At 63.1% G+C, this 21,032-nt stretch carries 17 protein-coding genes and 4 pseudogenes; 18 read left to right on the plus strand and 3 right to left on the minus strand.

From position 1 onward, the window contains the following. The 15 genes and pseudogenes from QNO18_RS19980 to QNO18_RS20050 form a co-directional block, all read left to right on the plus strand. Nucleotides 1–303: TRAP transporter small permease subunit (locus QNO18_RS19980; RefSeq protein ID WP_283179287.1), on the plus strand; the 303-nt coding region annotated here is incomplete at its 5' end. 142 nt (nt 304–445) lie between these two features. Continuing rightward, nucleotides 446–1,587, plus strand: a pseudogene (locus QNO18_RS19985) (TRAP transporter large permease). A 569-nt stretch (nt 1,588–2,156) separates the two neighbouring features. After that, the gene (locus QNO18_RS19990; protein ID WP_283179288.1) at nt 2,157–2,642 is read left to right on the plus strand and encodes a winged helix-turn-helix domain-containing protein; all 486 of its coding nucleotides are present in this window, start codon (nt 2,157–2,159) and stop codon (nt 2,640–2,642) included. A gap of 82 nt (nt 2,643–2,724) precedes the next feature. After that, nucleotides 2,725–3,033: an aminotransferase class I/II-fold pyridoxal phosphate-dependent enzyme gene (locus tag QNO18_RS19995; protein WP_349293919.1), complete on the plus strand. Its 309-nt coding sequence runs from the start codon at nt 2,725–2,727 to the stop codon at nt 3,031–3,033. After that, complete coding sequence (locus QNO18_RS20000) at nt 3,006–3,647, plus strand: PLP-dependent aminotransferase family protein (RefSeq protein ID WP_283179289.1); 642 nt, start codon at nt 3,006–3,008, stop codon at nt 3,645–3,647. The genes QNO18_RS19995 and QNO18_RS20000 overlap by 28 nt, the downstream gene beginning before the upstream one ends. 318 nt (nt 3,648–3,965) lie before the next feature. Next, entirely contained in the window at nt 3,966–5,762 is a 1,797-nt protein-coding gene (locus QNO18_RS20005) for a hydantoinase B/oxoprolinase family protein (RefSeq protein WP_283179290.1), read from the plus strand. A 1-nt stretch (nt 5,763) separates the two neighbouring features. Next, a pseudogene (locus tag QNO18_RS20010) lies at nt 5,764–7,325 on the plus strand (hydantoinase/oxoprolinase family protein). Next, nucleotides 7,322–7,834 carry a hypothetical protein gene (locus QNO18_RS20015; RefSeq protein WP_283179473.1) on the plus strand — a complete coding sequence of 171 codons (513 nt, stop codon included), beginning with the start codon at nt 7,322–7,324 and terminating at the stop codon, nt 7,832–7,834. Before QNO18_RS20010 ends, QNO18_RS20015 begins: the two are co-directional and overlap by 4 nt. A gap of 155 nt (nt 7,835–7,989) precedes the next feature. Next, nucleotides 7,990–8,933, plus strand: a pseudogene (locus tag QNO18_RS20020) (ABC transporter substrate-binding protein). A gap of 153 nt (nt 8,934–9,086) precedes the next feature. Beyond that, nucleotides 9,087–9,359, plus strand: a complete 273-nt coding sequence (locus QNO18_RS20025) for an ATP-binding cassette domain-containing protein (protein ID WP_283179291.1) — start codon at nt 9,087–9,089, stop codon at nt 9,357–9,359. Continuing rightward, nucleotides 9,325–9,774 carry an ATP-binding cassette domain-containing protein gene (locus QNO18_RS20030; RefSeq protein ID WP_283179292.1) on the plus strand — a complete coding sequence of 150 codons (450 nt, stop codon included), beginning with the start codon at nt 9,325–9,327 and terminating at the stop codon, nt 9,772–9,774. The genes QNO18_RS20025 and QNO18_RS20030 overlap by 35 nt, the downstream gene beginning before the upstream one ends. Nucleotides 9,775–9,816: 42 nt before the next feature. Next, entirely contained in the window at nt 9,817–10,521 is a 705-nt protein-coding gene (locus tag QNO18_RS20035) for an ABC transporter ATP-binding protein (protein WP_283179293.1), read from the plus strand. Continuing rightward, nucleotides 10,518–11,429 carry a branched-chain amino acid ABC transporter permease gene (locus QNO18_RS20040; protein WP_283179294.1) on the plus strand — a complete coding sequence of 304 codons (912 nt, stop codon included), beginning with the start codon at nt 10,518–10,520 and terminating at the stop codon, nt 11,427–11,429. Before QNO18_RS20035 ends, QNO18_RS20040 begins: the two co-directional genes overlap by 4 nt. 3 nt (nt 11,430–11,432) lie before the next feature. Continuing rightward, complete coding sequence (locus QNO18_RS20045) at nt 11,433–12,452, plus strand: branched-chain amino acid ABC transporter permease (RefSeq protein ID WP_283179295.1); 1,020 nt, start codon at nt 11,433–11,435, stop codon at nt 12,450–12,452. Nucleotides 12,453–12,464: 12 nt separating this feature from the next. Beyond that, nucleotides 12,465–13,796, plus strand: a complete 1,332-nt coding sequence (locus QNO18_RS20050) for an NtaA/DmoA family FMN-dependent monooxygenase (RefSeq protein ID WP_283179296.1) — start codon at nt 12,465–12,467, stop codon at nt 13,794–13,796. Nucleotides 13,797–13,918: 122 nt separating this feature from the next. Here the strand turns inward: QNO18_RS20050 and QNO18_RS20055 are convergent, their stop codons facing one another. Next, nucleotides 13,919–14,311 (minus strand): VanZ family protein, encoded by a 393-nt coding sequence (locus QNO18_RS20055; protein WP_283179297.1) that lies wholly within the window; start codon nt 14,309–14,311, stop codon nt 13,919–13,921. A 415-nt stretch (nt 14,312–14,726) separates the two neighbouring features. On the opposite strand from QNO18_RS20055, the gene QNO18_RS20060 reads away from it, so the two are divergent. Further along, nucleotides 14,727–15,782, plus strand: coding sequence for an efflux RND transporter periplasmic adaptor subunit (locus tag QNO18_RS20060; RefSeq protein WP_283179298.1), 1,056 nt, complete (start codon nt 14,727–14,729; stop codon nt 15,780–15,782). Nucleotides 15,783–15,786: 4 nt separating this feature from the next. Further along, complete coding sequence (locus QNO18_RS20065; RefSeq protein WP_283179299.1) at nt 15,787–18,873, plus strand: multidrug efflux RND transporter permease subunit; 3,087 nt, start codon at nt 15,787–15,789, stop codon at nt 18,871–18,873. 515 nt (nt 18,874–19,388) lie between these two features. On the opposite strand, the pseudogene QNO18_RS20070 reads toward QNO18_RS20065, so the two are convergent. Continuing rightward, nucleotides 19,389–19,652: pseudogene (locus tag QNO18_RS20070) on the minus strand (IS3 family transposase); the annotation flags it as partial. A 26-nt stretch (nt 19,653–19,678) separates the two neighbouring features. Next, nucleotides 19,679–19,921, minus strand: a complete 243-nt coding sequence (locus QNO18_RS20075) for a transposase (protein ID WP_283179300.1) — start codon at nt 19,919–19,921, stop codon at nt 19,679–19,681. Between the two features lie 202 nt (nt 19,922–20,123). Here QNO18_RS20075 and QNO18_RS20080 point away from each other — a divergent pair, with 202 nt between their 5' ends. Next, complete coding sequence (locus tag QNO18_RS20080) at nt 20,124–21,029, plus strand: isocitrate lyase/PEP mutase family protein (protein ID WP_283179301.1); 906 nt, start codon at nt 20,124–20,126, stop codon at nt 21,027–21,029. Nucleotides 21,030–21,032 lie beyond the last annotated feature (3 nt).

Consider the following 21,032-nt stretch of genomic DNA (forward strand, 5'->3'; position numbering starts at 1 on the left):
TCACGCGGGGATTTGATCTCGATTGACTTCTTCTCGGTCCAGATGGGTCCGAAGGCAAAACGCGTTCAGATGATCTTTGTCGAAATATGCACCGCCGCTCTCATGGTGGCCCTGCTGATCTATTCGCAGAAGCTGCTGGATGTGGTGGCGATCAAGCGCGCCCCGGCGACCGGCATTCCCTATGGCTGGGTCTATCTGGCGCTGCCGACCTTCTGCGTGGCGGGGCTTTATTTCATCTTTGAGCGCGCGGTGAAGACGCGCCTCTTCGCGGCGAGCACCGCCGACAGCGGCAAGAGGGCCTGATCCATGCTGATGCTTCTGACCCTTGCGCTGGTTCTGTTCGCGCTGATGTTTCTTGCCGTGCCGATTGCGATTTCGCTGGGGCATCGCCTCGCTTGTCATCATCCTGATCTGGGACACGCCCGGCTTTGTGCTGGCGCAAAAGATGCTGAACGGGATCGACAGCTTCCCGCTGCTCGCGGTGCCCTTCTTCATCCTCGCCGCCTCCATCATGAATGCAGGCGGCATCACCACCCGTATCGTGGATCTGCTGGGCTCGGCCATGGGCGCCTGCGCGGCAGTTCGGGCCAGGTGAATATCGGGACGAACCTGTTTCTCGCCGGGATTTCCGGCTCGTCTGTGGCGGATGCCTCGGCCACCGGCGCGCTTTTGATCCCCGAGATGAAGAAAGAGGGCTATTCGGGCGCTTTCGCCGCCGCGCTGACGGCCACGGCGGCACTGCTCGGCCCGATCCTGCCGCCTTCGATCCCGCTGGTGATCTATGGCGTGATCGCCGAGGTCTCGATCGTCAAGCTCTTCATCGGCGGTTACATCCCGGCGCTGATGATCGTCGTGGCGCTGGTGATCTTCGTCAATCACCACGCGAAAAAGCATGACCTGCCGCGCCGGGGCCGCCAGGGGGGCGCGGTGATCTGGCAGAAATTCCGCGTCTCGGTCTGGGCCATGTCGATGCCGATCCTTTTGATCATTGGCGCGCGGGGCGGCTATTTCACCATCACCGAGATTGGCGCCGTTCTGGTCGTCTATGCGATCTTTGTCGGCTGGGTGATCCACCGCGAGTTCCGCTGGGGCAAGCTGCCCGCGATCCTGTCTGACGCCGGGATGCAGACGGCAAATATCATGCTGGTGGTCGCGACCTCTTCCTTCGTCGCTTATCTGATGGTGGTGCATGGCGTGCCCAAGGATCTGTCGCGCTGGATCCAGGAGGCACAGCTTTCGCCGGTGGTGTTCCTGCTTCTGATCAACCTGATCCTGCTGATCGCCGGGGCCTTCCTGGACTCCACCCCGGCCACCATCATCATCGTGCCGATCGTGCTGCCCTCGGCCATCGCGCTCGGGATCGATCCGGTGCATTTCGGGCTGGTCGTGGTGGTCAATCTGATGATCGGCCTGATCCATCCGCCGATGGGGCTCAACCTTCTGATCACCCAATCCATCGCGAAAGAGCCGATGGGGGCTATCCTGAAGGAAAGCCTCCCGCTTCTGGGCATTATGCTGGTGATCCTGATGCTGGTGACCTTCGTTCCGGCAACCGTGCTCTGGCTGCCAAAGGTGATGGGCCTCTGACAAATCAGCCTCGCGTCGCCGGCCATGGCGACGCGAGGCCAGTGTTTGCCCCGGGCGAACTCGGCTTCAGGGGCGGGAAGTGTTCCAATACGACCCACGCCCCGACAACAGATCCGGATGCGCGGTTCTGCAAAAAGGCACCCGGCGCAGTAGCCGCACTGTGTATCCTCCATCATGCCGTGAAAGAAAGCCGCAGCGAGCCGATTGTCGCGGTTGATCTCACCCGTGCCCCAGGCCGTGCCACGAAACTGGCCGCGAAAGATAGGTCCATCGCCAGGCAACCGTAGCGGTTGTGGGATATGGTGCGGGGCGTCGGTTCAGCGGTAGGAGCCGCAAGATGCTCGGTCACAGTATTTGCGCGACAAACCCCTGCGCCTGGCGATCTCGCAGATCGACGGCTGCTGTCGTAAGTGCATCTGGCGAATGATGTTCAAAAGCCCCATGTGGAGAACTGCATTGCCACCACCGCTCGCCGCTTCGGGGGAATGTTCACGTGGCTCAGTTCCGCGTGGAGATTTCGTGCCTGCCCGGCGCGGTGGCGGGTGGGCATTAACAATCAGGTGGTTCCTATGGCCAGACCCACTGCGGTCCCCCGCAACTTTGCGACGCTCCAAAGCCTGCAGGTCGCGCGTGGCACCACCAGACGCGACAGCCTCTATGCCGCTCTTGTAGCGCTGATCAATGAGGGCATGTTTTCTTCTGGCGACGCGCTGCCTTCGACGCGCCAGCTGGCAGAGCAGCTTTCGCTTTCGCGCAATACGGTTATATCCGCCTATCGACGGCTTGTGCTCGACGGTCTGGCCAGCAGCGAAGAGCGGTCTGTCTTTCGGGTCAGCGAGATGGTGCGCCCCGGCAAATGCCGAAGGCGGGTGGTCCCGGGGCCTTGCCGCCTGAGCCGGATAAGGGAAAGCCAGGCCTCCCGGGATCGGTCAGCTCTCTGCCGCGCATCCATAAGGATAAGAACTGGCGTAGCGCTGAATATCCGTTCATCTATGGTCAGTGCGACCCCGCGACATTCCCGACCGCAAACTGGCGCTCTGTTCTGCGGGACCTGAACTCGCTGAACGGTATTTCTGTCTGGACCCGCGAAGTCTATGACGAGGATGACCCGAACTGATTGACGCGCTGCGACGGGTCATCCTCCCGCAACAGGGGCTCTGGGCGCAGGATGATGAGATCCTGATCACCGGCGGGGCGCAGAATGCGCTCTTTATGATCACCCGTCTGCTGGCCTCTGGCGGGCAAAAGGCGGTGGTCGAGGATCCGGGCTATACCGATATGACCTCGATCCTGCGGATGAACGGGGCCGAAGTTGCCTTTGTGCCGGTCGATCAGGAAGGCCTGATCACCGAAGCCATCCCGGCCGGCAGCGATCTGATCTACTGCACCCCGAGCGGCAGTTTCCCACGTCTGTCCGCATGTCTTTGCGCCGCCGCGAAGCGCTGATCGAACGGGCCACGCGCGAAGGCTTTTACGTGATCGAGGATGGCTACGATTCAGAACTGCCGTTCCAGGGCAATATCCTGCCCTGCCTGCGGGCCATGGCTCCGGGCGAACGGATGATTCATGTCGGCAGTTTCTCCAAGACGCTGGCCCCAGGGCTGCGGGCGGGCTATGTGGTTGCCTCGCGTGAGATCATTGCCGAATTGCGGCTTTTGCGCCGGCTGATCATGCGCAATCCCTCTACCTATATTCAGGCGGCGATCGGAAGGTTTATCCGCAGCGGCTATTACAATGCCCATCTGCAGAAACTGCGCAGCACCTATCACGGCCGCTATAAGGCGCTGACCACAACCCTGCGCCATCTGCTGCCGGATGCAGGGTTCCTGCCGGTGCGGGGCGGCACCTCTGTCTGGCTGACGCTGCCCGAGGGAATCCGCGCGGCGCCGCTCTATGAAAACCTGCTGGCCCGGGGTGTCTTTGTCGAGAACGGAGATGCCTTCTTCGTGGCGCCGCCCGAACGTTCCTGTCTGCGGCTCGGCTACTCCTCGATCAGGGCGCAGCTCATCCCGCGGGGGATAGAAATCATCGCCGAAGAGGTCAGCGCCCTGCGCAAATAATCTCATCAGCCCGGGACAGGGCGATGAATTGCAGCGAAGAGAAGGATCCAGTTATTCCGAATGGAGGGATCCAGAATGGACCAGTGGTCGCACTGGCCCGGGCAAAATTTCTACAGAAGATCGGCATATCTATCTAAGAATTATAGATATTTTATTCTTCATTCTCTTTGGGGCCAGTGGCGGAAAACAAACCCTCTGTTTGCCGTCTGGTGAGAGAATTGACTGAAAGCGGCCCATTTCTAAGGTGCGCGGAACGTCAGGAACACGGCCGGATCTTCGCGGGGGGCAGCCTTCCCTCCTCCGGCCGGAAGGAGAACTATGTCTGCCCCAACCGCCCCGGATTTCGATCCCGTGCTGCTGTCCGTTCTGTCAGCACGGATCGAAACCATCATCCGCGAAATGATCAATACCGTGTCAAAGGCCAGCCGCTCGGCTGTGATCAAGAATGCGCGCGATCTGTCCTGTGGCGTATTGACCGCCGATCATCGCCAGCTTTGCGTCGAAGAGGGGATCCCTATCCATATCTCGGCGCTGGATCTGACCACCCGCGCGATCACCGATCTTTTCGATGATGTGAAAGAGGGCGACGCCTTTCTGAACAACTGCTCCTATACCGGCGGAACCCATCACGCCGATCTGACAGTGGTGATCCCGGTTTTCTATGAGGGAGAGCTCTTGTTCTGGGCACTTGCGCGCTCGCATCACGCCGATATGGGGGCACCGCTGCCGACCACCTATCTGCCCGAAGCGGCCACAATCTATGAGGAAGGCCTGAACTTCCCCTGCATCCGCATCCAGGAGGATTTCACCGATAAGAAAGACTGGATCCGCTACGCGATGTATAACATCCGCGTCAGCAATATCTGGTATGGCGATTACCGGGCGCAGGTGGGGGCCTGCCGTGTCGGCGAGCGCCGCCTGAAGGATCTGGTCGCGAAATACGGCATTGAGACGATCCGTCGCTTTTTCGACGAATGGACCGCCTATGGCGAGCGCCGCATGATCCAGGAACTGAAACGCCTTCCCGCCGGAGAGTGGAGCTATGAGACCCGTCACGACCCTATCCCGGGCGTTGCCGATCAGGGTGTCCCGGTGCGGGTGACCGTGATCACCGATCCGGAAAACGGCCTGATCACCATCGATGCGCGCGACAATGAGGACAATATTCCCGGCGGCTTTAACCTTTCCGAAGCCTGTGCGCTCGGCTCCTGCCGGATCGGGGTCTATTTCAATCTTGACCCGACCCTGCCGCATAATGCGGGCAGCGACAGCCGGATCCGGGTGCTGCTGCGCGATGGCGCGGTGGTGGGGCGACCGAAATTTCCCGCCGGCACTTCGATTGCCACAACCAATGTCAATGAACGGCTGATCAATGCGGTTCAGGCCTGTTTCGCGCAGATGGGCCGCCCCTTCGGCCTTGGTGAAGGCGCGGTGCAGCAACAGGCCGGCGAGTCGGTGATTTCGGGGATTGATGCCGATAACGGCAACCAGCCCTATGTGAACCAGCTTTTCGTCACCTATGGCGGTGGCCCGGCCAAACATGGCACCGATGGCTGGCTGACCTATCTTGGTTCGGTCAATGCCGGGGTGATCGTGCTCGACAGTGTCGAGATCGATGAGGGCATGTATCCGATCCTGATCGAAGAGCGCAAAGTCGCCCCCGGCACGATGGGCGCGGGCGAGTGGAATGGCGCGCCGGGGATGACGGGCACCATGATCCCGCTCGGCGATGAGCTGACCGCGATCTATTGCAGCGACGGCTGTGTGAACCCGCCGAAGGGCGTTCTTGGCGGCGGTGCCGGAGCGGCCGCGCGAAACATGAAACGGCTTGCCAGCGGTGAGATCATCGACCTGCCGGGCTTTAACAGCGAAACTTTGCGCCGGGGTGAGGCGCTGGTCTGGATCAATAACGGCGGCGGAGGCTATGGCGATCCATGGCAACGTGCCCCCGACCGCGTGACGCAGGATATCAATCGCGGCTGGCTGAGCCCCGAGGCCGCCGAAACGGTATATGGTGTCGCAGTGCGCCCCGGCGAGCTGCCAGGCCTTGTCGTCACCGACCTGGCCCGCACGGGTCAGCTGCGCGCCACGCCCCTCGCAGCGGGAGGCAAGTAATATGAGCTTCCGCATCTGTATTGATATCGGTGGAACCTTCACCGATGCCGTTGTGCTGCAGCTGGGTGGCCTGCCGCGCATCTTCAAGGCCTCTTCGACACCGCCGGCATTTGAGCATGGCTTCATGGCGGCGCTGGAGCTGGCGGCGCAATCCTATCAGCTGTCGCTGGAGGATTTCCTGTCCAGGACGGAAAGCATCGTGCATGGCACCACAGTCTCGACCAATGCCCTGGTCGAAAACAAGGTTGGCCGTGCGGGGCTTTTGCTGACCGCCGGCCATCCCGATATTCTTCTGCTGCGCGAGGGCCCGCGCAAGCGGACCTTTGACTGGTCCGTGCCCTATCCCGATGCCTTCATCCCGCCACATCTGACGCAGGAGATCGGCGGCCGCATCGACGCCAGGGGCCGCGAGCACCAGCCGCTGGCCGAAGAGGATGTGCATCAGGCCATTGCCCGTTTCCGCGCCCTTGGTGTCGAGGCGGTGGCGGTCAGCCTGCTCTGGTCGGTGGTGAATGGCAGCCATGAACGCCGGATCCGTGAGATCTTTGCCGCGGAATGGCCGGAAGTGCCGGTCACCCTTGGCCATGAGCTGAACCCGATCCAGCGCGAATATCGCCGCACCATCGCCACGGCCTTCAATGCCGCGCTCCTGCCCGTGGTCCGCTCTTATGTCGAAGGGCTGGAGACGGCCCTGCGCGCGGCGGGCTACCGCCGTGAACTGCTGATCGCCAATTGCGTCGGCGGCATGATGCCCGCGCGGGTGATCGCCGAAAAGCCGATCTTCAGCACCATGTCCGGCCCGACGCTGGCACCGATTGCCGCGCGCCGCCTTCTGCCGGGGGCGGATCTGATCATCGCCGATATGGGCGGCACCACGCTGGATGTCTCAGTGGTCCGGGATGGCCAGCTGATCATCACCCCCGAGGCCCTGATCGGCTTTGACATGCTGGGCGTGCCGAAAATCGACGTGCGCTCGATCGGCGCCGGGGGCGGCAGCATCGCCTGGGTTGATCCGGGCGGGCTCCTGCGGGTCGGGCCGCAAAGCGCGGGGCGGCACCCGGGCCGGCCTGTTATGGCCGGGGCGGCACTTTGCCGACCGTGACAGACGCCAATGTGGTACTTGGGGTCATTGATCCCGATAATTTCCTTGGCGGCCGGATGAAGCTGGACCGCAAAGCCGCCGAAGCCGCCGTCAGCTCGATTGCCGGGGCCCTGGGCATCGGGCTGCACGAAGCGGCCTGGGCGATCTGCACCACCTGCAATCATAATATGGTCGGCGCGATCCAGAATATCACCATCAATGAGGGGATCGACCCGCGCGAGAGCGTGCTGGTCTCGGGCGGCGGCGCAACCGCCTGCCATATCGCCGAAATGGCCGAGGTTCTGGGCATCCACAGCGTTCTGGTACCAAAGCTGACCGCCGGCCTCAGCGCCTTTGGCGGCCTCGTCTCGGATCTGCGTTTTAATGAGACCGGCACCGGCCAGACCTCATCGGCGGGCTTCGATCTTGCAAAGGTGAACGATCTGCTGTCAGCCCTGCGGCAACAGGCGCTGGCCGGCTGAAAGAGGCCGAAACCAGCGTCGGGCGGATCGATCTCGAATATGCGTTTCTCGGGCGCTACAAATACCAGTCCTGGGAAATCGAGGTGCATTTCACCCCTGAAAACGGGGTGCTCACCGAGGCGGATATTCCTGCGCTGATCCACAGTTTCCACGAAACGCATGAGCGGATCTACGGGGTGCGCGAAGAGGCGGATATCGTTGAATTCACCACCTGGAAGGTCGCGGCCCTCGGACGCAACCCTCTGAATGACGTCGATCTGAACCAGACTGGTGCACCAGGCGAGGCGGGTGGCAACACCGGACCCACCGGCTGGCGCGAGGTCTGGTCGCCTGCCCATCGCAGTCTGCGCCGCGTGCCGGTCTATGACGGCAACCGGCTTCGACCCGGCGACCGGATCCCCGGCCCGGGCATCATCGAGGAAAGCACCACCACGCTTCTTTTGCTGCCGCAAACGGTGGCAGAGGTCAGGCCTGGCGGTGACTATCTCGTCACAACCGAGACAGCCTGAAACAGGCCATAACCCCCAAGGAGAATAAATTGTCTGTACATATCAAAAGGTTGCTTGCCTCGTCGGCAGCGGCCACGCTCTCGCTCATGCCTTTGGCAGCCCAGGCTGACGACAGCAGCGTCGTCATCGGGGCGGCCATTGCCGAAAGCGGCTGGATGGCCCCCTATGACGAGGGCCCCTATAACGCGGTCAAACTCGCCGTTGAAAAGATCAATGCGAATGGCGGCCTGCTTGGCAAGACGCTGGTGCTGGAAAAGGCCGATACCAAGACCGAAGTCGCCGGAGCCGCCCAGGCCGGGGCGCAGCTTCTGGATGCCGGTGCCCAGGTTCTGATCATCTCCTGCGATTTCGACATGGGCGCACCGACGGCGCTGGTTGCAAACCAGAAAGGCGTGATCTCCTTCTCGACCTGCGGCGCGGATGCCAAGCTCGGCAATCATGCGATCGGCCGCTATGTCTTTTCCCTCGCCAGCGAGGCCGAGGCCAATGGCAGCCTGCTCGCCAGCTGGTCGGTGCATAAACAGGGCTGGAAAACCGCCTATCTGCTGACCGACAGCAGCTTTGAATATACCAAGAGCCTCGGGCGTGGATTTGAGGCAGGCTGGGCCGCCGAAGCGGGCGAAGGCACGCTGATCGGCAGCGATACCTTCCGCAATGACGATGCCTCTTTCTCGGCGCAGATCACCCGCATCAAGGCGCTGCCCGAGCAACCCGATGTCATCGCCCTTGCAGGCGTCACGCCGGCTTCCCGGCCATCGTGCGCCAGTTCCGCGCGGCGGGCATCACTGCGCCCTTCGTCACCGGGACCAATGCGGATGGCGACGGCTGGCGCGATTCCGTTCCGGCGGAAAATCTGAGCGACTTCTATTACTTCTCCTATTCCTCGGCGCGCGGCGATGACCCGCGCCCGGAAATCGGTGCCTTCAACGCTGATTTCCTGGCCGCGACAGGCGAGCGCCCGCAGACCGGTCAGGCTGTCACCGGCGATTCAGCCGTCACCGCCTGGGCACGGGCCGTCGAACGGGCCGGCACCTTCGAGTCTGACGCAGTTCTGGCGGACTGGAAAAGTTCCGGGATGAGCCGCTGCTGGCCGGTCTGACCACCTTCACCGCCGATCTGCATATCACTGCGGGCCGTCCGATGCTGGCCGTCGGCTATACCAATGGTGAACCCGCTTCCATCGGCTATTACAGCCCCGCCAAACGCGATTACATCCAATGGTGGGACTAAGCCCGAAACGGCGCCGTCCCCGGTGACAAAGCTCGTCGGAACTGGCCTTTCGGTTGGTTTCGGCGGCATCAAAGCGCTGAGTTCCGTCGATATCAGCCTGGATCAGGGCGGTATTCTGGGGGTGATCGGCCCGAATGGTGCGGGCAAGACCACGCTTGTGAACGTTCTGACCGGCTTTCAGCGGCCCGATCGGGGGATGTGCTGGTCAATGGCCAGAACATCACCAGGGGCGGCCGCGCGGCGCGGTCCGGGCCGGGGTGGTGCGCAGCTTTCAGGCCGCGCGGCTTTTCCATGACCTGACGGTCGCTGAAAACGTCGAGGTCGCGCTCTGCGCGGCCGGGCGCAGCCGCAGAGCAGCCGGGCCTGCAGCGCGGGAGCTGCTGGACTGGATGGATCTTGGTCACCGGGCCAATCTGCGCGCCGGAGACCTTTCTTTCGGAGAAGAGCGTCTTGTCGGCATTGCACGCACGCTTGGCTCGCAGCCGCGTTTCCTGCTGCTGGATGAACCCGCCGCCGGACTGAATGAGGTGGAATGCGCCGCCCTTTCCGGGCGAATCCGCGCGATCCCTGCCCGCTTTGGCTGCGGGCTGCTGCTGATCGAACATAATATGGATGTGGTCCTTGCGACCTGTCCGCAGCTGGTGGTGCTGGACCGGGCCATAAGATCGCTGGCGGCCCCGCCGACCTTGTCCGCCGGGATGAAACCGTGATCGCCGCCTATCTGGGGGTTGGTCATGAGGGGGGCGGGGAAGATGCTTGAACTCAGCGATCTGCGGGTCAGCTACGGCCGGATCGAGGCCCTGCGCGGTATAAGCCTGACGGCGGCAGCCGGCCAGGTGACCTGCCTTGTCGGCCCGAACGGGGCGGGAAAATCCTCTGCCATGCTGGCGATTGCCGGCGCGTTGCGCCAGGTGACCGGCTCGGTCCGGTTCGAGGGCGAAGAGATCCTGGGGCTGCGCGCCGATCTCGTCGCGCGGCGCGGCCTTTCGCTGGTGCCCGAGGGACGCGGCGTCTTTTCCACGCTCAGCGTGACGGAAAACCTCGGGCTCGGGCTGCGCCCGGGCCAGAAGCTCGACGATGCCATCGCCGAGACACTCGCGCAGTTTCCGGCGCTGGAGACCCGCCTTGCCACACCGGCAGGCAGGCTTTCGGGGGGCGAGCAACAACAGCTGGTCATCGCCCGCGCCCTGCTGACCCGGCCCAGGCTTTTGCTGGTGGATGAACCCTCGCTGGGTCTCTCACCAAAAATGACAGCGCTGGTGCTGGGCGCGATCCGGGGGCTGAAAGCGCGCGGTGTCGCGGCGCTGGTTGTCGAGCAAAGCGCCGAACGCGCGCTCAGCATCGCGGATCATATCTGCGTCCTGCGAAACGGGCGCATCACCTTTTCCGCCCCGCGTGCGGAGATCCTCTCAGCCGAGAGCCTGCACCAGGCCTATTTCGGGGAAGCCGCATTATGAGCCTCATGCAATATGTGATTGATGCCCTTTCGCTTGGCGGGCTTTATGCGCTGGTGGCGCTTGGTGTGGCGCTGATCTTTGGCGTGATGCGGCTGATCAATTTCGCCAGTGGCGATTACATCACCTGGGCCGCCTATGCGCTGGTGGTGCCATCGGCGGCCCAGGTGGCAACGCCGTTTATCGGCACCTGGCCGGCACCGCTTCTCATCCTCGCGGTAATCGCACTGATCGTGCTGCTGGCGCTTGCGACGGAATGGCTGGCCTTCCGCCCATTGCGCAATGCCGAGCCCGCGACGCTGCTGATCTCCTCTTTCGCGGTAAGCTATGCCTTGCAGAACCTGATCCTGCTGGTGCATGGCGGGCGGCCGAAATCGATCAATCTCTGGCCGGAACTGATGGCCCCGGCGCGCTTTGCCGGGGGGCAGGCTCCGATCATCGATCTGGTGACCATCGCCACCTGTTTTTCCGCGCTGGCAGTGGTGGCGCTGTTTCTTAAACGCACCCGATTTGGCGCCGAGATGCGGGCCGCATCTGAGAATTTTCGTATGGCGCAATTGCTGGGCATCCGGGCGGACCGGGTGATCGGCACGGCTTTCGCAATCGGCGGCGCTCTGACGGCGCTGACGGCCCTGCTGCTTGTCGTGAAGACAGGTACCCTGGATTACCGGATGGGCGTTCCGATCACGCTGATGGGCTTTATGGCCACGGTGATCGGCGGCATGGGGGGCCTGCTGGGCCCGGTTCTGGCCGGTTTCCTGATCGGGATCGCCACCACCGCCCTCCAGGCCTTTCTGCCCGATCACCTGCGCGAGGCGCGCGACGCCTTCGTCTTCGGCTTTGCCCTCATCCTGCTGGTGATTGCGCCAGGCGGGCTGATCCGCGCCAAATCCCATATTGAGAGGGTCTGACCCATGGCCGCACGTCCCGCCTTCCGCTTTGCCACTGCGGTCAACCTGTCACTGGCCATCGGACTGATCTGGGTTCTGGGCCAGAGCTTTGGCCCGCCCGCGCTGAACCGCTTCCTGACCGAGATGTTCATCTATGTCGTCGCGGTGGTCGGCCTGCAGATCTTCATCGGCAATTCGGGGATCGTTTCATTCGGGCATTCCGCTTTCATGCTGATCGCGGCCTATGCCTCGGCCTGGCAGACATGCTGCCCGGGGCTGAAACCGGTCTACCTTCCCGGACTGCCGGACTTTCTTTTGCAAAACACGGTGCCTTTGCTGCCCGCAACCCTGATCGCGGCCAGCCTTGCGGCCCTTGTCGCGGCGCTGATCGGGCTGATCCTGATGCGGCTGAGCGGTATCGGGGCCTCTATCGCGCTCTTTGCGTTCCTTGCGATGATGCGCGCGATCTATGAGAGCTGGACCAGCTGGACGGCCGGGGCCAGCACGCTGATCGGCCTGCCGCTTGACGTCTCAGCGGGCACTGCCGCCGCCTGGGCTGTGGTGACAGTGGCCGCAGCGGTGCTGTTTCGCGAAAGCCGCTATGGCCTGATGCTGCGCGCCTCACAGGATGACCTGATCGCGGCCCGGGCCTCGGGCGTACCGGTTCTGCTGCTGCGCATCCTCGCGCTGTCGCTGAGCGCGTTCTTTGTCGGGGTCGGCGGCGTGCTGCTTGGCCATTTCCTTGGCGCGCTTTCGGTGCGGACCTTCTGGCTGGATCTCACCTTCCTGATGCTGGCCATGCTGATCTTTGGTGGCCGCGCCAGCGTGACCGGCGCTGTGCTGGGCGCGGTACTGATCCGCAGCGTCATCTCGGGCTTTCGGCTCCTGGAATCCGGCGTCACGCTTGGAGAAAGCCGGTTCAGCCTCCCCTCCGGCAGCCAGGAACTGCTTCTTGCCATAATCATTCTTGTTGTTCTGACCCGGCGTCCAGGCGGCCTGACCCGGAGCAGAGAACTGACCTGGCCGCTCAGAGCGCCACGCTGACAGGAGAACACCATGGGCAAACCCCAGATCCATCTCGCCGCTTTTCTGATTGCAGGTCCCGTGGCCCACAGCCATGCGCTCTGGCGTCATCCCGAAACCAGGGGCAGTTTCCTGGATCCCGCGCTCTACACAGCAACGGCCCATGCGCTGGAAGAAGGTCTTTTTGACTTCCTGTTCTTCGCGGATCGCCTGGCGGTCTCGGAGCAGCTGACAGAGGGGCGCGAGACCAGTTTTCGCTATGGGGCCCAGGATGCTGCGCGTCTCGATCCGGTGCCGATGCTGTCCTATCTTGCCGCACAGACCAGCAGGATCGGCCTCGGTGGCACACGTTCGACCACTTATTTCGAGCCGAACCACGTTGCACGTTCCTTCGCGACGCTCGACCATATCTCAAAGGGTCGGGCTGCCTGGAATATCGTCACCTCAATGAATGACAGCGAGGGCCGGATTTTCGGGGCGGATCAGCATCTGGCCCATGATCTGCGCTATGACCGCGCCGATGAATTTGTCGAGGCCACGCTGGCATTGTGGAAGAGCTGGGCTCCGGATGCACTTATCCATGACAAAGAGGCCGGGATTTTCGCCGATCCGTCCCGTATCCGCCCGGTATCCTATGAAGGAAAATGGATCAGGGTAAATGGCACGCTGAACATTCCGCCAGGGCCGCAGGGTCACCCGGTGATCATCCAGGCAGGCTCCTCCGGCCGCGGTCGGCGCTTTGGTGCCCGCTGGGCCGAGGTGATTTTCACGATCCACCGGCAGCCGGAAGAAATGCGCCGGTTCCGCAAATCCGTGCATGAAGAGATGCGACTGGCCGGGCGTCAGCCGGAGGACTGCAAGATCCTCACGGCGGTGATGCCCTTTATCGGCGCGACCCGGGCCGAGGCAGAGGACAAGCTGCGCTTTCACAACAGCCTCGCGAGGCCGGAACTGGGTCTTGTCACGCTTTCGGGGCAGCTGAATTTCGACCTTGGGCCCTATCCGCTGGACCTGACGGTTGAGGCCCTGCTGGAGCGCCCCGAGGTCCCAGCCTATGTCCGTGAGAAGCTGCCCTCGATCCATGCCCCGTATGAGACCCTGGGTGACATTGGCCGGATCTGGGCCGCGAGCATCCGGGTCCCACAGATTGCTGACACCGGCGCGGAAATCGCTGCCAGGTTAGCTGAGCTGTTCGAGAGCGGCTGCTGCGACGGGTTTGTGGTAACCCCGGCTTTTCTGCCTGGAAGCTTTTCAGACTTCGCGAGGGAAGTCGTGCCGCATCTCCAGGCGCGGGGGATCTATCGCGAGGCATATACCGGGACGACCCTTCGGGAGCATCTTAATCAGACCAGACCGGCCAATTGATCGTCAGGATCAGCGGGTGCAGGTTTTAGGCGCCCCATTCAATGGCGGCCTGAATCCACTCGGCTCTGCCTGGGGTGGGGCCAGGGATCCGGCCCAGGTCGTCCAGCCGGAAGCCCTCTGGGTCAGCGGTTATCGGCGGTCTGGTTTACGACGGTGTCGCTGGTTCCGCGCTGGAGGCGCTGAATAGCCTGGTGGACGATCAGCCCCGTGAGGCTGCCTGCCGCCACGCCGAGACTGTCCGCCACGAAATCCGCAAGCTCGCGCGCGCGCCCGACCAGCGGCTGGATCAGCTCGATCAGCCCGCCATAGGCCACCAGGATCAGCGCGACCGGCAGGACCCAGCCCGGCCGCAGCAGGGTGACAACAAGAGCAACAAGGGCAAAGGCCCCAAAATGCTGCATTTTGTCAGAACCAGGCATCTGTGGCAGTGCGCCGCCAGGCATCAGGGTGCCGATACCGATGGCAATAAGCAGCAAAGCCGCGATGATCAGGGTCAGGAGGGATCTGGAAGACATCAGCCATTTATCCGGGCCAGGGGGAGAGAAGTCCACCTCAGGAGGCGTGGTTCACGGCGGATTTACCATCCAGGGGCGAAGTTCCGCTGGCGAGAGAGGAAAAGTCACGAAACAGTGCCATAAGTTCAGGCAGATCAGCGCCATGGGCCTTTATCAGAGCCTTGTCGCGACATAAACGCCGGAAAATTCTGCGGCTGACGTGTCAGTCCATGGGTCCGGCTGCGGATCCGTACCATAACAACAGCCGAACAGGCAGCTACAGGCCGGAGACTTCCCGATGCGAACTCAGTTGCGATCCACCGGAGCCCGGCCATCCCGCTTTTCTCCCGCCCGCAATCTCCTGGCTGCCGCTGCCGCTCCTGCGCCCCGCGCTGGCACAGGAGGCCCCGTCTCCACCCCCAAGGCCGGATATGTCGTGCTGGAACGGGCCTCGGTGCCGGTGCAGCAACTGCTGACCGGGCGGGCGGTGGCGCGCAGTGCGACGCAGCTCCGGCCAAGGGTCGGGGGCGAGATCACCGCGATCCTCTATACCCCGGGGGCGCAGGTCGAGGCCGGGACCCCGCTTTTCACCATTGACCCGCTGACCTATCGTGCCGCGCTGGCCTCGGCAGAGGCGAGCCTAGCGCGGGCCTCGGCGGATCTGAAGGCGGCGGAAACCAGCTATGGCCGGGTCTCTGCCCTGCGCGGCTCATCAGCCAGCCAGGCGGCGCTGGATATTGCCGAAACCGACCTTCTGAAAGCCCAGGCCGGGCTGGCCGAGGCGGAATCCGGCGTGGATCTGGCCCGCGCCCAGCTGGACTGGACGACGATCCGGGCACCGATCACCGGGATTGTCGGTGTGGCCCAGGTCTCGGTCGGGGATCTGGTGACCCAGGGCCAGGCCCAGGCACTGGCCGAAATCGTCCAGGTCGATCCGGTGCTGGTCGATCTGTCGGAACCCTATCAGACGCGGCTTGCCATCGAGGCCCGGGCCGAAAGAGGCGAGATCGAGCTGATCACACCCGAACTGGTCCTGGTTCTCGATGGCGGGCGGCGCATCGCGGGCCAGGCGGCGCTGATTTCTTCGGCGGCAACTGTGTCGTCTTCCACCGGCACCCGCACGCTCAGGTTCGAGGTTCTCAATCCGGGCGGCATGATTGCGCCGGGCATGTTCCTCCAGGCCGAGCTGACGCTGGCGCGGCAGCAGGCGATCCTTGTGCCGCAGCGTGCCACACAGCGCGAACGCGACGGGCGGCTATCGGCCTGGATCGCCGTGGATGGAAAAGTCGCCAAACGCTATCTGACCGAAACCGGCACCTGGGAGGCGGCCTGGATCGTACAGGCCGGGCTGGAACCGGGCGACTGGCTGCTGCTTGACGGGATCAACACCATGCGTGAGGGGCGCGAGATCACCCCCGTCCCGGTGACCATAGATGCGCAAGGGGTGGTGCGCGACCTTGCGCCCGCCACCGAAGGCGGCGCGGGGAACTGATCTGATGGCACAGTTTTTCATCACCCGCCCGGTCTTCGCCTGGGTTCTCGCGATCATCACCATGCTGTTCGGCAGCTGGTCGCTCTGGAACCTGCCCATCGAGCAATATCCCGATATCGCGCCGATCCGTATCAGTGTGACCGCGACCTATCCCGGCGCCTCGGCCGAGGCGACCGAGAATTCCGTCACCTCGGTGATCGAAGATGCGATGACCGGGCTCGACGGGCTTTTGTTCATGACCTCAAGCTCTTCCGCCAGCGGTCGCAGCCGGGTCGAACTGGTTTTCAACGACACGGTGACGGCGGATCAGGCGCAGAACCAGGTGCAGAACAAGGTCGCGCTGGCGGAATCCGGTCTGCCACTGGTCGTGCGCGAACGCGGCACCGAAGTTCAGCGCGCCGGGGAAAGCTCGCTGATGGTGGGGGCGCTGGTCTCGCGCGACAACCGCTATTCGACGCTGCAACTGGGCGATCTGACGACGCAGATGGTCGAGGACGCAGTGCTCCGGGTCGACGGGGTCGGATCGATCGACAGTTTCTCATCGGGCTTTGCGATGCGGGTCTGGCTGGACCCGATGAAGATGGCCGAATTCCAGATCACCCCCGGCGATGTCACCGCCGCGATTGCCGATCAGAATTCCACCGTCTCGGTCGGAGCGCTTGGCGCGGATCCGGCGGTGCCGGGGCAGCAGCTGACTGTGGCGCTCTCGTCGCAGACCCAGCTTACCGGGGTCGATCAGTTCGCGCAGATCCGGCTCAGGGTCGAAGAAGGCGGCGGCGAAGTGCTGCTGGGCGATGTTGCCACAATCGAGATCGGCCAGACGAGCTATGGCCGTTCGGCGCTTTTCAACGGCGCCAATGCGGCCGGCTTTTCGGTGACGCTCGCCACGGGGGCGAATGCCGTCGAGACCGCGAAACGGGTGCGAGAGACGCTTTCGGGCCTGCAAAGCGCCCTGCCCGAAGGGGTCGAGGTTGCCTATCCGTTCGACACCTCGCCCTTCATCGAGGAATCGATCCAGACCGTCTGGAAGACGCTGGCCGAAGCAGTGGCGCTTGTGTTCATCGTCATTCTGATCTTCCTGCAAAGCTGGCGCGCAACCATCATCCCGGTGATCGCCATTCCGGTGGTGCTGCTGGGCACCTTCGGGGTGCTCTCGGGGCTTGGCTATTCGATCAACACGCTGACCATGTTCGCCATGGTGCTGGCGATCGGTCTCCTGGTCGATGACGCGATCGTGGTGGTCGAGAATGTCGAAAGCCAGCTGGAACATGAGCCGGGGCTGGATGCGGTCAGCGCCACGCGCCGGTCGATGGGGCAGATTTCATCGGCCCTGGTCGGGATCGTGTTGGTCCTGTCTTCGGTCTTTCTGCCGATGGCCTTCATGACGGGTTCGACCGGGGTGATCTACCGGCAGTTTTCGATCACGATCATTTCGGCCATGGTCCTGTCGCTGGCAGTGGCCCTGATCCTGTCTCCCACAATGTGTGCGGCACTTCTGAAGCCGCGCGCGCATGACGGCGGCAACTGGTTTGCCCGCCAGTTCAACCGCGGAATGGCCAAAGTGACGCGCGGCTATGGCCATGCCGCCGGGCTGGCCATGCGCTGGCCCTTTCTTGTCCTGCTTGTGCTTTGCGCGATCAGCTGGGGCTCGTTCCAGCTGTTTCGCCAGCTGCCGTCGTCTTTTGTCCCGCAAGAGGATCAGGGCGTGATGATGGTGCAGCTGCGCCTTGTCGAAGGCTCGACCACCTCGCAGACCCGTGCCGTGACCGAAGAAGTCGTTGACTGGCTGATGGAGGAAGAAGGCGCGACCGTTGACACCGTGATGACCGCGCTTGGCTTTACCTGGGGCGGAGGCGGGCCGAATACCGCCATGCTTTATATCAGGCTGAAACCTTTTGCCGAACGCCCCGGCCTGTCTGCCTCCCGGCTGGAGCGCGTCGCCAATGCCCATTTCAACGGCCATCGCGCCGGCAATATCACCTTTTCCCAGCCACCGGCGATCCAGGGGGTCGGCAGTTCCGCCGGTATTTCCTTCTATCTGATCGACCAGGCAGGTCAGGGCCAGGCCGCAATGGAAGAGGCCGCAATGCTTCTGGCCACGCGCGCCCAGGAGGCCGGTATCGCCTCGGGCTTTCGCGGCCATGAGCCAAGCCGGCGCCCCGCTTTGCGCCTCGATGTCGACCAAAGCCGTGCCCGGGCAATGGGGCTCACGGTGTCCGAGGTGAATGCCATGCTCTCGGTGATCTTCTCGGGCCGGGAGGTGAACGATTTCGAACTCGGGGCCGAGCTGCGACCGGTGATCGTCCAGGGGGCCGCCGAATGGCGGATGCAGCCCGAAGACGTGACTGTCTGGCATGCAAGGAACCGCGCCGGCGAGATGGTGCCCTTTGCCAGTTTCATGACCCAGACCTGGTCCGAAAACTCGCCCACACTGAACCGCTATGGCGGCACACGGGCGATCTCGGTCTCTGCCAATCCGGGTGAGGGAATTTCGACCGGCGAGGCGATGGCGGGGCTCGAGGCCCTGCTGGAAGATATTCCCGGCTACAGCATCGCCTGGACCGGCCTTTCCTATCAGGAGCGGCTTTCGGGCAACCAGGCGCCGATCCTCTTCGCCATGTCGGCACTCGTGGTGTTCCTGTCGCTGGCGGCCCTTTATGAAAGCTGGTCGGTCCCGTTTTCGGTGATGCTGGCGGTGCCGGTGGGCATTCTTGGCGCGCTTGTTGCGGCCTGGGGGTTCGGGCAGTCGAACGATGTCTATTTCAAAGTGGGTCTCTTAACGACCATCGGCCTTGCCGCGCGCAACGCGATCCTGATCGTCGAATTCGCCGAGGCGCGACGAAAACAGGGGATGGAGCTGCTGGCCGCCACCCGCTCTGCCGCCGAGGCGCGGCTGCGGCCGATCCTGATGACCTCTTTCGCCTTTGCCCTTGGGGTGCTGCCCCTTGCGCTCGCCTCCGGCGCAGGTGCGGCAGCGCAGCATGCCATTGGAATCGGGGTATTGGGCGGTATGGTCGCCTCAACGGTGATCGCCCTCTTCATGGTCCCCGCGCTTTACGTGCTGGTGCTGCGGCTGAGTGGTCGCACGTAATGGCCCCTGGATTTACAGGGTCCTTACCCGGTTTTTTCCACGTAAGGGGGACAGGATTGTCCGCCGGCAGCCCCATGGAACAGTCTGGCGTGATTGCGCAGTGGAGCGCTTCTGGCTCATCCAGAGCCGGATGAAGTTGAGAAGATGGTGAGGAAAGCCGTCACGATGAAAGCGCCCGCCGGGCAGGTTGTGAAGAACATCCGGCCCGCCGCGCGCAGTCATCACCATACCTGGCAGGCACAAGATGCAGGTCACGGCGCAGGAAGGACCCCTCTCTGTAGAGGCGTGGGGGCAGCTTCCTGACCTCGCAGACAATGTTCTGGCCTTCCGCCCGGGGGTTTAGGATCTGGTCTTAAGGACGGTAAGGGCGGCAACCTGGCCGACCCTGTATTTGCTATAGCAAAGGCCACTTCCCGACGGCGAAACCCGCCTGGGTATCTGTTCTTAAGGCGCTCCTTCGCTCGGATGCCCCGTGATCTGACGCCTGAAACCGCGTTTCCTTCCCGAGCCAGGACGTTGTCACTGACCATTGTCAGAGGCCTGGCACGCACCTCGAACAGCGTGGCCAGTTCCCGCGCCACCCTGGCTCCGGACAAGGAGGCGTCGGCGATCAGGGCGACGCATTTCCGCCTGCAGTCATCGGCCAGGGTGATGACCCGGACGCGGCGGCCATCGGTCAGCTGGTCCGAGACAAAATCGAGCGACCAGATCTGGTCCGGCATGAGCGACAGCGCCATCGGTGCCCGTGTGCCGATCACCCGACACGCCCGACGGTCGCCCATCCCGTGGCCCGCCAGCATCCGCTTCAGACGGGCATTCCGTTCGTCGGGAAAACGATCCCCCGGATCGTCTCCTGACCCTCCTCCACCTCTGGCCCCTTCAGCCGCTTCGCCTCGCTGACATCCATAGCGCCATACCTGGCCTTCCCCTTGCAGAGGGTCGAATCGCTGACGCTGTGCTTGCGGCACAGTTCGACCGCAGAAACCCCGGCATCGTGCTCAGTCAGAATGCCGATAATCTGGTCTTCGGTGAACCTGCTGCGCGTCATCTCGGGCCCTTTCGGTTCGGCCAGAGCCGAGGTCAGACTGGATCAGCCACAGGGGGCAACGTCACCTCATGGTCATCACAAAAGGCGTCACAAAAACACATGGGCCAGGCATAAGGCGGTGGCCTGCATTCAAAGTGTTGACAGTTTCTTGCTCCTCCACAATCTTGCCACCCAACGAACTCGATCACGGTAAGGGAAGAAAATGATCACTAAGGCGCGTGTTTTCAGGGAGCTTCTGAAGTCAGAGCCCGTTCTCGTCTCTCCGGGCGTCTTCGATGGATATTCCGCAAAGCTGGTCGAGCAGATGGGCTACAAAACCGCCTGCACCACCGGCGCGGGCCTCGCCAATGCGCGGCTCGGTGTGCCTGATACGGGCATCATGAGCCTGACGGACAATCTCGAAGCGGTCCGCATTCTGGCGCGCTCGATCTCGATCCCGCTGATGGCCGATGCCGATACGGGCTATGGAAACCCGGTCACCGTCTTCCATGTCACGAAGCTTTTCGAGGAAGCCGGCGTTGTCGGCATCAACATCGAAGATCAGGTCAGCCCCAAGCGATGCGGCCATATGGCAGGCAAGGATGTGATCGATGCGCGCGAGATGGCCCGCAAGATCGAGGCCGCCTGCAATGCCCGCAGGGATGATGACTTCGTTATCCTCGCCCGCACGGATGCGATTGCCGTCGAGGGGCTGGATGAGGCGATCCGCCGGGCGCAGCTATATGTAAAGGCGGGGGCGGATCTGATCTTTGCCGATGCGATCAAGGGAGAGGACCAGATCCGCCGCCTGGTCGAATCGGTGGATGTGCCGGTCTCGGTCAATATGGGCTTTGGCCTCCGTTCGCGCCCGACGACGCCGCTGATTCCGGTGGCGCGGCTGGCAGAGCTTGGGGTGAAGCGGGTCACCCTGCCCCGGATGCTGCCTGCGGCGGCCGTGCTGGCGATGCGGCGGGCGCTGGTGGCGATGAAGGACTCGCTCGACAGCTTTGAGCCGACAGAACGACCGGACCTCCTCACCGATATCGATGATTTGTGGGATCTGATGGGCGAGAATGATGTCGCCGGTCTGGAAGCGCGCTATATGGACCTTGACGGGGTCACATACTGACCG

This window comes from Gemmobacter sp. 24YEA27 (genome assembly GCF_030052995.1).
Classification (GTDB): domain Bacteria; phylum Pseudomonadota; class Alphaproteobacteria; order Rhodobacterales; family Rhodobacteraceae; genus Pseudogemmobacter.